The sequence below is a fragment of the Pseudoalteromonas peptidolytica genome (assembly GCF_012641745.1).
GTDB classification, from domain to species: Bacteria; Pseudomonadota; Gammaproteobacteria; order Enterobacterales; family Alteromonadaceae; genus Pseudoalteromonas; species Pseudoalteromonas peptidolytica.
Genome location: NZ_WEHZ01000020.1, coordinates 63,230 through 78,059, shown reverse-complemented (window position 1 = coordinate 78,059; position 14,830 = coordinate 63,230). Strand labels below are relative to the sequence as shown.

The 14,830-nt window shown below is 42.8% G+C and carries 10 protein-coding genes; 8 read left to right on the top strand and 2 right to left on the bottom strand.

The annotated features are described in order from the left end of the window. Positions 1-115 precede the first annotated feature (115 nt). The 3 genes from F9Y84_RS13930 to F9Y84_RS13920 are packed head-to-tail and all read left to right on the top strand — an operon-like array spanning position 116 to position 3,680. On the top strand, positions 116-1,969 hold the full coding sequence (locus F9Y84_RS13930; protein WP_147391428.1) for a monovalent cation:proton antiporter-2 (CPA2) family protein: 1,854 nt from the start codon (positions 116-118) through the stop codon (positions 1,967-1,969). Between the two features lie 11 nt (positions 1,970-1,980). Further along, positions 1,981-2,877, top strand: coding sequence for a LysR family transcriptional regulator (locus F9Y84_RS13925; protein WP_147391427.1), 897 nt, complete (start codon positions 1,981-1,983; stop codon positions 2,875-2,877). 35 nt (positions 2,878-2,912) lie between these two features. Further along, the gene (locus F9Y84_RS13920; protein WP_128732441.1) at positions 2,913-3,680 is read left to right on the top strand and encodes a sulfite exporter TauE/SafE family protein; all 768 of its coding nucleotides are present in this window, start codon (positions 2,913-2,915) and stop codon (positions 3,678-3,680) included. 251 nt (positions 3,681-3,931) lie between these two features. Here the strand turns inward: F9Y84_RS13920 and F9Y84_RS13915 are convergent, their stop codons facing one another. Together F9Y84_RS13915 and F9Y84_RS13910 are read right to left on the bottom strand one after the other, a co-directional pair. Then, entirely contained in the window at positions 3,932-4,366 is a 435-nt protein-coding gene (locus F9Y84_RS13915) for a hemerythrin domain-containing protein (RefSeq protein ID WP_125253448.1), read from the bottom strand. A 176-nt stretch (positions 4,367-4,542) separates the two neighbouring features. Further along, positions 4,543-4,911: a hypothetical protein gene (locus F9Y84_RS13910; protein ID WP_225740814.1), complete on the bottom strand. Its 369-nt coding sequence runs from the start codon at positions 4,909-4,911 to the stop codon at positions 4,543-4,545. 524 nt (positions 4,912-5,435) lie between these two features. On the opposite strand from F9Y84_RS13910, the gene F9Y84_RS13905 reads away from it, so the two are divergent. From F9Y84_RS13905 to F9Y84_RS13880, 5 genes are all read left to right on the top strand, one after another. Continuing rightward, entirely contained in the window at positions 5,436-7,619 is a 2,184-nt protein-coding gene (locus F9Y84_RS13905; RefSeq protein ID WP_128732738.1) for a M4 family metallopeptidase, read from the top strand. 563 nt (positions 7,620-8,182) lie between these two features. Next, positions 8,183-10,012, top strand: coding sequence for a M28 family metallopeptidase (locus F9Y84_RS13900; protein WP_147391197.1), 1,830 nt, complete (start codon positions 8,183-8,185; stop codon positions 10,010-10,012). A 273-nt stretch (positions 10,013-10,285) separates the two neighbouring features. Further along, positions 10,286-12,007 (top strand): sensor histidine kinase, encoded by a 1,722-nt coding sequence (locus F9Y84_RS13895; protein ID WP_147391198.1) that lies wholly within the window; start codon positions 10,286-10,288, stop codon positions 12,005-12,007. Then, positions 12,000-13,352 carry a sigma-54-dependent transcriptional regulator gene (locus F9Y84_RS13890; RefSeq protein ID WP_125253453.1) on the top strand — a complete coding sequence of 451 codons (1,353 nt, stop codon included), beginning with the start codon at positions 12,000-12,002 and terminating at the stop codon, positions 13,350-13,352. Before F9Y84_RS13895 ends, F9Y84_RS13890 begins: the two co-directional genes overlap by 8 nt. Before the next feature lie 530 nt (positions 13,353-13,882). Further along, positions 13,883-14,827 (top strand): porin, encoded by a 945-nt coding sequence (locus F9Y84_RS13880; protein ID WP_147391200.1) that lies wholly within the window; start codon positions 13,883-13,885, stop codon positions 14,825-14,827. The last annotated feature ends 3 nt before the right edge of the window (positions 14,828-14,830 follow it).

The window sequence follows — 14,830 nt, the reverse complement described above, 5'->3', positions numbered from 1 at the left end:
ATCACCCAGTGATACTGAGAAAATGTGTTTCGTACATTCACCTTAGTGTAAAAACTGGATTATTCTTGCACCCCAAAACATAATAAAGACAACAATAAAATGGGATAAAACGACTATGCTATTACTGGCTACTATCTACCTTGCTGCAGCAATATTGGCGGTGCCAATCGCCAAACGCTTAGGGCTTGGCTCCGTGCTTGGTTATTTACTAGCTGGTATTTTAATTGGGCCCCACCTTTTGCACCTTGTAGGTGAACAAACAGACATTATGCACTTTGCTGAGTTTGGTGTGGTGATGATGCTGTTTTTAGTCGGACTAGAGCTGCAACCCAAAAGGCTCTGGACGATGCGCCGATCGATAGTTGGCCTCGGTGGTTTACAAGTGCTGATAACAACCGCTGTTCTTTATGTTGCAATTGATTTAGCGCTTGGCTTTTTGTGGCAACAATCAATCGCAATTGCGTTAATGTTAGCACTCTCTTCTACGGCTATTGCACTTCAGACGTTAAATGAAAAGGGTTTGATTAAACAATCGGGCGGTCAAAATGCGTTTTCTGTATTGTTATTTCAAGATATCGCAGTGATCCCCATTCTTGCGATTATGCCGTTGTTAGCATTTAGTGATTTAGCCGTGAGTGATGGACATGGAAACTTATTACATACTTTTCCTACTTACCTTCAAGTCATTATTTCTGTTTTTGTCATTTTAGCTATCATCGCTGCTGGGCACTATGTTGCCGCGCCATTATTTCGATATATCGCCAGTACTCGAATGCGCGAGTTATTTACCGTGGTTGCGCTATTTATTGTTATTGCAACCGCGCTATTGATGCAAAGTATCGGGCTATCTCCTGCGCTTGGGACATTTCTTGCGGGGGTTGTCCTCGCGGAAAGCGAATTTCGCCATGAATTGGAAGCCGATATTGAACCCTTTAAAGGGTTACTCCTAGGGTTATTTTTTATGACTGTAGGGGCATCAATCGACTTTTCTTTATTAGCAGAAAAGTGGCTATTTATCTTGGCTTCAGTCGCACTATTAATGGGATTGAAGGCGGCTATTTTATATTTGTTGGCAACAGCATTTTCACTGCACAAGCGAGCGAAATGGTTATTTACCGCAGCGCTTTGTCAAGGCGGTGAATTTGCTTTTGTGCTACTTTCCGTGACTGGTAGCTTAGCAATTCTAACACCTGATCAGGCCGCCTTAGTCACATTGGTGGTTGCGGTATCTATGCTTGGCTCGCCGCTCATTTTTATTCTTTACGATAAAGTGGTAGAGCGTCAGGCTAATACGACTCAAGAACAAGACAGCGTAGAGACGATGGAAGCGACACAAAATGTGATTGTGGTCGGTTACGGTCGTTTTGGTCAAGTGATAGGACGTTTGCTCCATGCACAGGGTTATCACTTGTCGATTTTGGATCACAGTCCGAGTCAAATAGAACTACTACGTCGCTTTGGCAATCAGGTATTTTATGGCGATGGTGCAAGACTAGATTTGCTTGAAGCCGCAGGAGCCCATGATGCACAAATGCTGGTTGTAGCGATTGATGAACCAGATAAGACCTTTGAAATCGTCAGGTTGGCACAGCAACACTTTCCTCATCTAAAGCTTGTAGTTCGTGCAACGGATCGTCGTCATGCCTACCAGTTAATAAAACTGGGGGTCACCGCTTTTGAGCGTGAAACGTTTGTCTCTGCGGTGAAGTTAGGTGAGCAGGCGCTCAAATTATTGGGCCACAGTGATGAAGATGTCGAACGAGCGGGCGATCTATTTACTCAACACGATGTTGAGTCGATGCACATACTCGCTGACGTGTGGGGAGACGATGAAAGTTACGGTATTGCAATTCGTCAGCGGATGGCTGATCTGAAACAAGTACTTCAGGCTGACGAAAAAGCACAAGAAGATCTTAATACCTGTCATGGTGAACACTGCGACGATAAAACAAAAGAAATAACACCCTAGGCTAAGTAAGTATGCTAAGAGTAACGCTAGAGCAATGGCGAATGTTTAAGGCGGTTGTGGAATACGGTGGATTTAATCAAGCCGCTAAAAAAGTACACAAAAGCCAATCCAGCATCCACACCGCGGTACATAAAATAGAACAAGGGCTTGGCGTCAAGCTCTTTACAGTGCAGGGGAGGAAAACACAGTTGACGGAAGCTGGCGAGATGATGCTTCGCCGTGCAAATTTCCTGTTAGAAGAAGCTGCTAAAGTTGAGGCAGTAGGGCAGACATTGGGAGAGGGAATAGAAAGTCAATTACGCATTGCGGTTGATGAAATTTTTCCACAGCATTTACTGTATAAAGTGCTAGAGCAAACATCCAATCAATACCCTTTATTGCGCATAGAGCTTATGGAGTCAGTCCTTACCGGGGGATCGGAGTTATTGCAAAATACAGATGTGGACATTGCAATATCACCTGTTGTTTTATCTGACGGATTCAGTGAAGAATTATGCCACATTGAGTTTGTTGCTGTCGCGAGTCCTGATCACGCTCTTCACCGTTATGAACGTGACCTCACTCTTGAGGATTTAAAATCACACCGACAAATTGTTGTGAGAGACTCAGCGATAGCCCGCAAAAAAGATGACGGTTGGCTAGGTGCTCATCAGCGCTGGACAGTAAGTCATATGACGACTTCTATTGATATGATAACCAAGGGATTGGGCTTCGCTTGGCTGCCAATTCCTGCAATTCAAGTTTTGTTAGATACTGGACGTCTAAAACCCCTCCCTTTGCTGCAACAAAGCCAACGAAAAGCACAGCTTCATCTAATTTTTAAAGATGGTGACAGACTTGGGCCCGCAGCACGTGCGTTTATCGGTGAGTTAAGATATCAATGTATGCAGCTTGAAGAGGTAATGTGATAACGCGCAAATTGGCCGACTTAAAAGAGGTGTGAATGACAGAACCGTTACAACTTGTTGTAATTGCGCTTGTTGTGCTACTAAGTGGTATCTCAAAATCCGGTTTTGCAGGCGCACTAGGGGCGTTTTCTGTACCGCTGCTACTGATGGTATTAGAACCAAAGGATGCAGTAGCCTTGATGCTACCGATATTGATAGTAGCCGACGTATTTAGCCTAAAAAGCTACTGGAAACAGTGGAATGTCGATGAATTAAAACGTTTGTTGCCAGGCACACTGCTGGGGATCGCTCTGGCGACAATATTCTTGCAAGAAGTCAGTGAGTTTTGGTTGACCATAGTTATCGCATTGATGAGTATCGGGTTTGCGTTAAAGAGTATTGCGGCTAATAAACAGCCAGAGCAAAGCTTACGCTTTTTCTCTCAGCGTGTTTTGGCAATAAGTACATCTACTATGGCTGGTATTTCTACAACGCTAATTCACGCTGGTGGTCCGCCATTGATGATTTATTTTAACGCGCTCAGAGTGGCGCCAGCAGCATATATCGCGACCGTTGCAGTACTATTTGCTTTAATGAATGCCGTGAAGCTAGTAACTTTTACTGCCTCAGGATTGTTACAGCTAGAGCACTTCTTGTTGGCCGTTTGTTTTACTCCAATTGCCCTAATTGGTAATCGGCTTGGTGTTATATTAGCCAAAACATTACCAAGGCAGCAGTTTTTGTCACTCATGAACTGGCTCTTATTAATACTAGGATTAGCGCTAGTAATAATACCGATTAGACTTTATATTTGCTCAATTTGAAGGAGTAAATCTGACGCTAACAGCGTTAAAAATTTCTTATTTAGTACAACTAAATAGCAAAACTTTTGCCTTGCCTACAGGACGTAGGTACCTCGGCGTGAGCAGGACGCGGAAGCGGTGTTATCGACAATATTTTCTTGCTTCAAAATAGACCTCTTAATTAAGATAATTGGTATAAACCTGAGCTTGGGATGACTTTACTGTCACTTACAAGCTCAGGACGTAGGTTTTTGGGCGTTTAGTTTTAGTGTTTATTGCTGCTCTTCCATCTCTTTTTGATACTCCTGTGCAAGTTGCGATTTTTCACTTTTATCAAGTACCTTACCCGCACGCTGGAAAAATGCTTGCTCTTCGTCAGCTAAATGATGTTCGACTTTATCTTTGAGCTTTTTTAGTTTGCCAAGCCAACTGGGATCTGAAAACTCCGTATTATCAAGTGCCTCAATTAACTCATCGATTTCATGGTGCTCCGCGATACCGTGACGAGAGTCTTCAATCGTCATGTCGCTGTGCATTAATGGAGCGTAAAAGTACCGTTCTTCTGCGACAGCATGTGCCTCTAGCGCGTCTTTCAACTCTTGATAGTACTTTTCGCGGACTTTTGAATCACCGGAAGTCTCCGCTAACATGTTTAGAAGCGCACGTTGATGATCATGATCTTGTTTAATCGCGTTAAAAATTTCCATACCGGTACCTCGGGTTGTCTAGTTTAAAAGGTTAATTTGATTGTTTTTCCTGAAAAATGACATCAACTTGGCTCTGTGAGCCTCATTGTTGGCACAAATGATCAGCAGCCACTTGCCTTTTGCAACTTTTGATAACGCTGCCTGATTAAATGGGTCTTTGTCTGGGCGTAGCGATACTAAGCCTGATGCGAATAACCCAAGAACAAGCCCGGACTGAGCAGTGCAATAAAGGTCAAGTAGGGGTTTGCTTGAGTAAACATTGGCCCATAATTGACTAACCATCCTGCTAGCAAAAATGCCAAGATGAGTCCAATCGCGCCTAAATAGATATGCCAATTGAGCATGTTACTCGCCAGCTCGGGATCAGGTTTGCTAATTAATTGCTTTTCAGGGTCGCTTTGCTGGGGGCCAAGTAATGTTAGTTGTTGTTGCTGAACTAAACGTTCATTGAGCAAATCATCTTGTAGTTGCCTTACCGCGGCTTTTTCCGACAAAACGGCGCCAACTCTATGATCTGAAAAGGATAAAATTTCTACACTCGTCACAACATTTCCCTTAACTATTGATGTCTTAGCGAAAGAGCTGCAAGCGTTATACCTAATTATTCAAGTGTATGAAATATAAGTATAATTTTATCTTTCATACGATTTCTAGTTGGCTAAGAGTCATTGATTGAGTAGGGATCACAGAGTAGAAATTACATATTTTGATATAACATAACTTACTGAATGTTTTAAGAAAGGGTAGACTGTTATATTCCCCGTTCTGTATCAAATTTTTTACATTTATATCGATGTGAAATATAAAGCTCTCCCCATTTTTAGTACGTATTTTGAGCAAGCGCATGAAATTATTGCATAAATATTTAAGGTGAATTAAATATTATTAAAATGTTAACTTTGGGGTTTATTTATTTTCATTGCTGCCTAGTCTAATAAGACATGGGAAGCCAACATGTGTTTCCCATGTCTTCTGAAGTTGAAGGAGAAAGAAGTCATTTGTTATCGCAGGATGTAAAAAGCGAGAAAGTAAAAGTGACGATAAAACAACAATACTAGGAGTGTAATAAGTGAAATTATCTACAGTAACTATGGCTACAGCATGTGCAATTGCGTTTACGTCATTGAGCGCTCAGGCTGCAACAAAACAATACTTAAATCAAAAATCAGATCTAAACACAATGTTAAAGTCGGCGTCTCAAACTGTACTCAGTACGCAGCCTAAGGTGCTTATTGGGTTAGAAAGTGCAAGCCAACTTAAAGAGTTAAAAAGCTTTAGCAATAAAAAGGGTGAAACGACCACACGCTTTCAGCAAACCTATCATGGCTTACCGGTGATCGGCGACACCGTTATTCTTACATTCGATGACGCTGGTACATTAAAAAAAGCACATGGTGCAGCGGTATATAACATTGCAGCGGATCTTGCTGCCGTTAAACCAACGCTTAACGCAGCTAAGGCGTTAAAAATGGCTGAAAAGCAGTCTTTGCAAAGCGAGAAACAGCACAAAAAGCACAACGAAAAGTCTCGTTTAGCAATTTGGCTCGATAGCAACTCGACAGCTCGATTAGTTTATGAGATCACCTTCGTTACTTACGGGGATGAGCCGAAACGCCCATATTTAATTGTGGATGCAAACACCGGCGAAATATTAGAAAGTTTTGACAACTTACAACACGCTAACGCAACCGGCCCGGGCGGTAACGAAAAAACTGGCCGCTATGAGTATGGTACTGACTACGGGTACTTGGATGTAGCACAGTCAGGCAATACGTGTTCGATGACTAATGCGAATGTTAAGACCATTAATTTGAACCATGGTAGCGGTGGATCTTCAGCACACAGCTTTACTTGTCCAGAAAACACCTTTAAAGAAATCAATGGCGCTTATTCTCCATTAAACGATGCGCATTATTTCGGTAACGTTGTTTTTAACATGTACAATGATTGGCTTGGTACTGCGCCGCTTTCATTCCAGCTGCAAATGCGCGTTCATTACAGTAACAATTATGAAAACGCATTTTGGGATGGTAGCGCGATGACCTTTGGTGACGGTGCCAATACTTTTTATCCTTTGGTCAGCCTAGATGTCTCTGCTCACGAAGTAAGCCACGGATTCACCGAACAAAATTCTGGCCTAGTATATCGCTATAAATCTGGTGGCCTAAACGAAGCCTTTTCTGACATGGCGGGTGAAGCGGCTGAATTTTATATGAAAGGCAGCAATGACTGGTTAGTAGGACAGGATATCTTCAAAGGTAGCGGTGCATTACGTTATATGAATGACCCTACCCGTGATGGCCGCTCTATTGACCATCAGTCGAATTATACATCAAGCATGGATGTCCACTACACATCAGGTGTGTTCAATAAAGCATTTTATAACCTTGCAACCACAGCTGGCTGGGATACTAAAAAAGCTTTTATCGTGATGGCTAAAGCGAACCAAATGTATTGGACAGCGAATACTGATTGGGATTTAGCTGGTAATGGGGTAATGGATGCAGCTTGTGACCTAGGCTATGAACCAAATGATGTAAAAGCCGCGTTAGCTGCGGTTGGCGTTAACTCTGACCTAAGTGCAGGAAGCAGCTGTTCAACAACACCGCCTCCACCTCCAGGCGGTGATGAAGAGTTAGTTAATGGTCAACCGCGTACCGGTATTGATGGTGCAGCAAAAGCTCAAATGTTCTTCACGCTTGATGTGCCCGCTGATGCGACGAGCCTAAATTTCACAACTTCCGGTGGAAGCGGTGATGCGGATCTTTACGTGAAGTATGGCTCTCGCCCAACACTGAGTAGCTATGACTGCAATAGTACCACGTCTACAAGCAACGAAAGCTGCGATATTAGCAATATTCAAGCCGGTAGATACCACGTTATGGTAGAGGCATGGAACCAGATCTCTGGGGTGACATTAACAGGCACCTATAGTGCAGCCGGTGGAACGCAACCAATTGATCGCACTGAGTCTAATATTGACGTCGCTTCTGGTGGTTGGGCTCGTTTCACACAGGAATTAGCTGCGGGTTACAGCAACCTTGAAGTCAACATTTCTGGTGGCTCAGGTGATGCTGATCTATACGTCAACTTTGGTTCTCAATCGACAACATCAAGCTATCAATGCCGTCCGTTTAAAAACGGTAACAACGAGAGCTGTACAATTGCGAACCCACAACAAGGTACATGGCACATAGATTTAAGAGGTTACAATGCAGCAAGCGGCGTAACTTTGAATATTAAAGCGAATTAATCTGCCAATTCAATAGGGAGCGGAAGCTCCCTCTTACTTTTTAGGGTGATGGACTAATAACGTGAGCAACTGGTTAGTAATACTTTTCGCTTCATGCTTTGTAAGCACTTGATTGCAACTAATACCAATTTGACTTAATACTTGCTCAATTTGAAGGAGTAAATCTGACGCTAACAGCGTTAAAAATTTCTTATTTAGAACAACTAAATAGCAAAATTTTTTCCTGGTTATCGACAAGATTTTCTCGCCTCAAAATAGACCTCTTAATTAAGAAAATTGGTATAACTTCAGCAACGACTGTTACGGGTAAGCAAGCCTAAAACAATACGTTGATTAACCTGAGGTTTGGATGAGAAATATTCCAATTCATTGTTGCTAAAGCACAACGCAGTTAACGCTATGACTGACTGCGAGAAAGGCAGTAATTATCGGCAGCTCAAGTTAATTAATATCGCGCCACACGATACTTAGTCTATCAACCATGATATTTCTCATTTGAACACGCTGATTTATATTGATGTATTTGGATAAAGATTAGGTTCAAGTGAGCAGAGGATACAACAATGAATGTTACCACCCCATTACTAATGAGTATGGCTTGCCTAAGTTGTGTAGCCACAGCATCTGAGGAAATATGGATCACCATGGATGCGGATTCAAGCCAACATTTTCAGGTGCATAACTCAATAAGAGGCAACCACTTTGAACAACTTTCGATAGCCAATAGCGACATTAAAGCGCTCAAAGTCCCAGAACATTATCACAGCGAGCTAAGTGCATTTATGCATGATGAATATCACCGCTGTGGTGGATTTGTAGCTCATGATTCTCTGGAAAGTGCGCAAAGCTACTTAGCGCAACTTGAAACCATAGATCCAGCGGCAACGTTGGTCAATTACAGCATTGATAACCCCGAGCGAGTCAATAGTCTGCTATCTAAGGTCAATACTGCTAATTTAAGTGCCACGGTTAGCTCACTGACTAGTTTTTATAATCGTTATTACACCTCACAATCAGGGATTGATGCTGCGCAGTGGGTAAAACAAAATTGGTCTGATATTGCAGCTAGTCGCTCAGATATTACTGTTGAATATTTTTCTCACAGCTGGGCACAGTCATCCGTAATTGTCACCATCGCTGGGAGTGAGCTTAGTGACGAAATTGTGGTGATTGGTGGACACCTTGATTCTATCAATCAGTCCAATAGTAGTGGCTTGGCACCCGGTGCTGACGATAATGCGTCAGGGATCGCGGTATTAACACAAGCGCTTAAAGCAATTGTTGCTGATGGATATAAACCACAACGTACTATTCAAATTATGGGTTTTGCCGCAGAGGAAGTGGGTTTACGTGGCTCCAAAGCGATTGCTCAGGCTTACAGTTCACAAGGTAAAAATGTAGTAGGGATGGCGCAGTTTGATATGACAGGCAGAAATGGTAGCAGTGCAGACATCGTGATGATGACAGACTATACCAATAGCGCTCAAAATCAGTTTCTAGGTCAGTTGATAGAAACCTATTTACCCAACCTAACTTATGCTTACGACCAATGTGGCTATGGCTGCTCTGATCACGCATCTTGGTATCAGCAGGGCTTTCCAGCTTCAATGCCATTTGAGTCTAGAATGTCAGATATTAATAGAAAAATTCATACAACAAACGACACTGAATTTGATGCAACTCATGCGCAAAAATTTGCCAAATTGGCGTTGGCGTTTGTTGCTGAACTCGGTAAAAGTGCAGGAGACCCACCTCCTCCTTTACCTGATAATAAACTCGAAAATGGTGTTGCGAAAACGGGCATTTCAGGCAATGCGAAGAGCCAACAGTTTTTTATCATGGAGGTGGCAGAGGGGGCATCTAACTTAAGTTTTAGCACTTCAGGCGGCTCAGGTGATGCTGATCTTTACGTCCGATTTGGTGCAAAGCCAACATTAGAAACGTATGACTGCAAAAGTACTAATTCTACTAGTAACGAGCAATGTGATATATCAACGGCACAGGCCGGTACTTACCATGTAATGGTGGAGGCGTGGAACGCTATTTCAGGCGTCAGTCTGCTAGGTAAATATGATACCTCCAGTGGAACCCCTCCGATTGACAAGACCGTAGAAAACATAGCAGTTGCCAGTGGTCAGTGGCAATACTTTACCCAAGCGTTGGGTGCTGGATATCAAACGTTAACAATCAGTACTTCTGGCGGAACCGGTGATGCTGATCTTTATGTTAATCTCGGTACACAACCCGATACTGGTACATATCAATGCCGACCATACAAAAACGGCAACAATGAACAGTGTACTATTTCAACGCCACAAGCCGGTACTTGGCATATCGGTTTACAAGGGTACCAAGCTGCGAATAATGTCACACTGAGTATCAGCGCTAACTGACGCCAGCTCGCAGTATCAAAGAAAGTAGCTGATAACGATAAAACTACATTGATGTATCAGTGCGAGGAGAAAATCAGTCACTAAATAGGTTTAAATTTGCTATTTAGAACAACTAAGTAGTAAAGCTTTTACCAGCTTAAAAGGAACCAACTGCGGTGTTAGTGACAAGGTTTTCTCGCCTTAGCATAGGCCATTTAATTAATGGGTATAAAGATGTGATTTTATTGACATGTGGCTTCTGTTAGACTCATCGAGTCTGCTCAGGAGTCACATGTGTCGCATAAGTTCTCAATTAAGATATTAATTTACTTTTTACTATTATTGTGTGGGCTTTGGATAAGCTATTTTTTTAATGTCACGCAGGATGAAGAGCGAATACTCAGCCAGACTAAAAGTAATTTGGAAAAGCTCAAGGGGTACGTTCAAGCTGAGTTTAGCCGTTACCAGGCGATACAATCTCAATTGAGTCAAAGTCCTTTGGTAAAGCTTGGCCTTCAGCCAAAAAGCGATGACAATGACAACGAACTCGATCGTTACCTTCAAGATATACAAATCTCCAGTGGTGCATCAGACATCTATTTACTAGACCTTAGCGGCACAGTGATCGCCAGCAGCAACTGGGACAAACTACATAGCTATAAGGGAAGCAATTTTGCTTTTCGTCCTTATTTCTACCAAACCATCAAAGGCGATGCAAATGTATCGTTTGCTCTGGGATTGAGATCTAAGACACGAGGCTTTTACTTTGCTAACCCTGTGTATGAGGACAGTTTGCTGTTAGGTGTAGTGGTCATGAAAGTGAATGCCAGTAAATTTGAGTCAGACAAAGCTCAACTAGATACCGGCACCAATAGCCACTTCTTAATCGCAGACAGTAATAATATTGTACTTGCATCGAATGTAGAGCAGTGGCACCTGGGAACATTATTGGCATTATCGTCAACTCAACGTGAGCGAATCACTGTTGCAAGACAGTTTGAGGATGAGCCTCTAAAGCCTATTGGCTGGCGCGAATTGTCTGACAACCGAGCGTGGAGTGCGACGCACCAAGGGGAAGTGTTAGTGCAACAACAAGTACTCTTGCCGCAATACACGCTTTATTTGTTATACGAGGTGGCAGCAATTAAGTCAGCGCAGTGGGGACGGCTTGGGATCACAGCACTTATCCTGATAATTATATTCGCTGTCGCTGAGTATACATTGAGTAAGCTTACAGGCTATCGACAACTACTATACAGTCAGCGCACGTTGGAAGCTGAAGTTGCATATCGTCGGCAGGAGCTAGAGCATGCGCAAGATGCGTTGATCCGGGCGGCAAAACTTGCCACCATAGGGCAGTTGAGTGCGAGTATCAACCATGAGATAAACCAACCTCTTAGCGCCATGAGTGCGTATGTTGCAAGTGCCAAACGTCTTGCACAAAAAGGCGAGGTGCAGCCTGTTGTCGAAAACATGGTGTTGATTCAATCATTGATCACCAGAGTGCACAAAATTGTTGCGCAATTAAAGTCTTTTAGTCAGCATCATGATAATAAAATGCTGACGACTAGCCTCAAGCATTCAGTAGATAACGCTCTGGTGATAGTTGGCCCAGAGCTAAAGCGCACAGGTGTTGAAGTGCAATGCGAAGGCTTAGCGTGCAATATCTGGGTAGACCCATTTAAATTTGAACAAGTGTTGGTCAATATCATTAGTAACGCCTGTCAAGCACTGACTGAGCAGCATCAAAAGTGTATAAAAATATGTGCCCAAGCCCATGAAAGCAAAGTACAGCTGTCTATTATTGATAATGGCGAGGGAATTAAGCAACATGCTTTATCGACTATATTTGAGCCGTTTTTTACTACTAAAAGTGGTAACGGGTTAGGACTTGGATTGTCTATTTCAAAACAAATTATCGAGTCGTTTCAGGGTCAATTGAGTGCCCACAATCACCCCCAAGGTGGTGCAGAATTTTTAATTAGTTTATATATGAAGAACCCGCAGCATGACTGAAAACAAGACGTTGTTAATTATTGATGATGAACCAAGTATCCTCGATGCGCTCAAGCAGCTATTCGAAATTGAAGGATATGAAGTCCATTGTTATACCAATGCCGCTCCTGCCTTAAAAAAACTCTCGCGCCAATTTCAGGGGGTGGTGCTGTGCGACATTAATATGCCTGAAATGAATGGCATCGAGTTTTTGGAGCAATTAACTCAATTTGATTCTGAGCTACCGGTGGTGTTTCTCACAGGATATGCTGATGTAGAGGTCGCGGTTAAGGCTATTCAGAAGGGCGCTTATGACTTTTTTGAAAAGCCAGTGTCTGAACCTCTTTTAGACTGTATAGAGCGGGCGCTTGATAAGCGCCGCTTGGTGATGGAAAACCGCGCTCTTAAAGCTCAAGTGAAGAAGAAATCAGCCCCAGGTGTTAGGATCCTCGGTGAGACAAAGCAAATGCAACAAATGCTGCATTTACTTGATGCAATTATTGATACGCCAGCAGATGTATTAATCGAGGGTGAAACTGGCACAGGAAAAGAGCTGGTTGCACGTTATTTACACGACCACAGTGAGCGTTCTAAGCATAACTTTGTGGCCATAAACTGTGGTGCAATTCCAGAAGAACTTATAGAGAGTGAATTATTTGGAGCTAAAAGCGGTGCATATACTGGAGCAAAGGAGTCACGCGAGGGAAAGTTCTCTTTTGCTCAAGGAGGTACTTTATTTTTAGATGAGATTGAAGCAATGTCAGCTGCGCTGCAAGTTAAGCTGTTGCGAGTGCTTGAAGAGCGCAGTGTAACGCCAGTGGGTAGCAACATTTCTATCGCGCTTGATATTAGAGTGGTTGCCGCAACCAAAGTAGAGTTGCATGAACTTGTCGAGCAAGGTAAGTTCCGATCAGATCTGTACTACCGACTGAATCTTGTAAAAGTGAAGATCCCACCGCTGCGCTCGAGGAAAGCAGATATTCCTTTACTTTATAAGCATTTTAGCTCAATAGCAGCCACGCGGTTTCACAAGCCAATGCAACCGATAAGTCCAGAGCTTGAATCGCAACTATTGGCTCAGCCTTGGCCGGGTAACGTCAGGGAGCTACGCAATCATGCTGAACGACATATCTTGCTTGGTGGAGCGATGAGTGACAGCAGCATCAACCCAACTTGGTCTGAAGACACGCTAAGCTTGGCTGAAAAAGTCAGTTATTATGAGCAGTCTCTGATTGAGGAAGCCTTGGCTCAAAGCCAAGGCAGCATCAAAGAAGCCATGAGTTTGCTACAAATCCCAAGAAAAACACTTTACGACAAGATGAATAAATATGGCTTAAATCGCACTATGTTTGCTGGTGGGGATTAGCTTTTACGTGTAGCCACTCCCTCTTGATGTAAACTAAGGGCAGATTTAAACCACTGCTCAGTTAACCACTTCACACTACGCTCAATACATTCATAGTAATTAGGGGTCGTTGGCCTTTGCTGTTTGATTTTTGTTCCTCTGCATGTGTTTTGAACGCAACGCTCGACTTATCGCCTAATAATCCTAGCAAACGTTGAGTAACAATGAACAAAACGCATTCAGATGAACCCGAATGGCTGCGCTTGATTGGCATTTTATTGTGTTGCCCGACAAGGATATGGGGTAAGGTGACTTTGCAAAAATGGAGGAGACCCATATATGAACTTCGGATAATTAAAAGGTCTGTGAGCTTGCACGAGTGTGGGTGAAGTTAGTGACAAACATAAAGGTTGCGTGTGTGGAAAACCGCACACTATGTATCAATTAGTTGTAGTGAATTTTTATATCTTCATGATTCTAAATTAAAAAATAATGCTGGTCTCAGAATTGCGTTACACCGAGTGACAACAATCAAAAAAATGAGATAAGCAATGACAGCAAGTAAATTTATCGTGGCTGTGTTAGCCACATCAGCGACCGCCAGTGTGATGGCAGCAGACTATCGTATTTACGGCAAAGCAGAAGTCCAAATCGCAAATACGGATAAAGGGGTCATGCGATACACTAAAGCTGGGACGCAAATTGATGCACCGTTTTCAAGAATTGGGGTAAAGGGCGAGCATACGTTAGCAAGTGACCTAAAACTTGTTTATAAATATGAAGTGCAGGTAAAGGGCTTTGAACATGACGACACAACAGAGCCATTTTCTGCTAGAAACACCTATCTTGGCCTTGCTGGACAATTTGGCACTGTGCTAATTGGTCGCAATGATACTCGCTTTAAGTTTAGTGAAGGTAAAGTTGATCAGTTTAATGAAACACAAAGTGATATCGCCCAAGTCCTTGCTGGACAAGATAGAGTTGGAGACTCAATTACATACACTTCGCCAAATTGGAATAATATGTCGTTCTCTCTCACTTATACTCCAAAAGATGATGCGAGTAATGAACAAGCAGGGTTTGCTGCGACAGCAATTTATGGCGATCGAGCATTAAAAAATAAACAGTATTATATAGCGCTCAGTCATACAGACAGTATCGGCAACTTGCTAGCTACGCGCATTGCTCTGGCTTACAAGTGGCAAAAGTTACAACTTGGTGCCATTATCCAAGACAGTGAAAATCTGGCAAAAGATAAATCAGGCAAGGGCTATGTGGTGAGTGCCAGTTATCAGCTAAGCGATCATTGGCGTCCTAAATTACAGTTTGCCCGAGACACCAGCGGATTACGCCATAACGAAGATGCAACGCAATGGAGTTTGGGAACAGACTATCTCTTTGATAAGCAAACTAACTTGTATGCAATGGCAACACGGCTCGACCTTGATACAGAAGATGATACGAGTATAGCGCTTGGATTGAAGTACAGATTTTAAAGG

Bases quoted from the DNA above. Each gene is read 5' to 3' on its own strand.
- F9Y84_RS13930 (WP_147391428.1), top strand. From the start codon at position 116: ATGCTATTACTGGCTACTATCTACCTTGCTGCAGCAATATTGGCGGTG.
- F9Y84_RS13925 (WP_147391427.1), top strand. From the start codon at position 1,981: ATGCTAAGAGTAACGCTAGAGCAATGGCGAATGTTTAAGGCGGTTGTG.
- F9Y84_RS13920 (WP_128732441.1), top strand. From the start codon at position 2,913: ATGACAGAACCGTTACAACTTGTTGTAATTGCGCTTGTTGTGCTACTA.
- F9Y84_RS13915 (WP_125253448.1), bottom strand. From the start codon at position 4,366: ATGGAAATTTTTAACGCGATTAAACAAGATCATGATCATCAACGTGCG.
- F9Y84_RS13900 (WP_147391197.1), top strand. From the start codon at position 8,183: ATGAATGTTACCACCCCATTACTAATGAGTATGGCTTGCCTAAGTTGT.
- F9Y84_RS13890 (WP_125253453.1), top strand. From the start codon at position 12,000: ATGACTGAAAACAAGACGTTGTTAATTATTGATGATGAACCAAGTATC.
- F9Y84_RS13880 (WP_147391200.1), top strand. From the start codon at position 13,883: ATGACAGCAAGTAAATTTATCGTGGCTGTGTTAGCCACATCAGCGACC.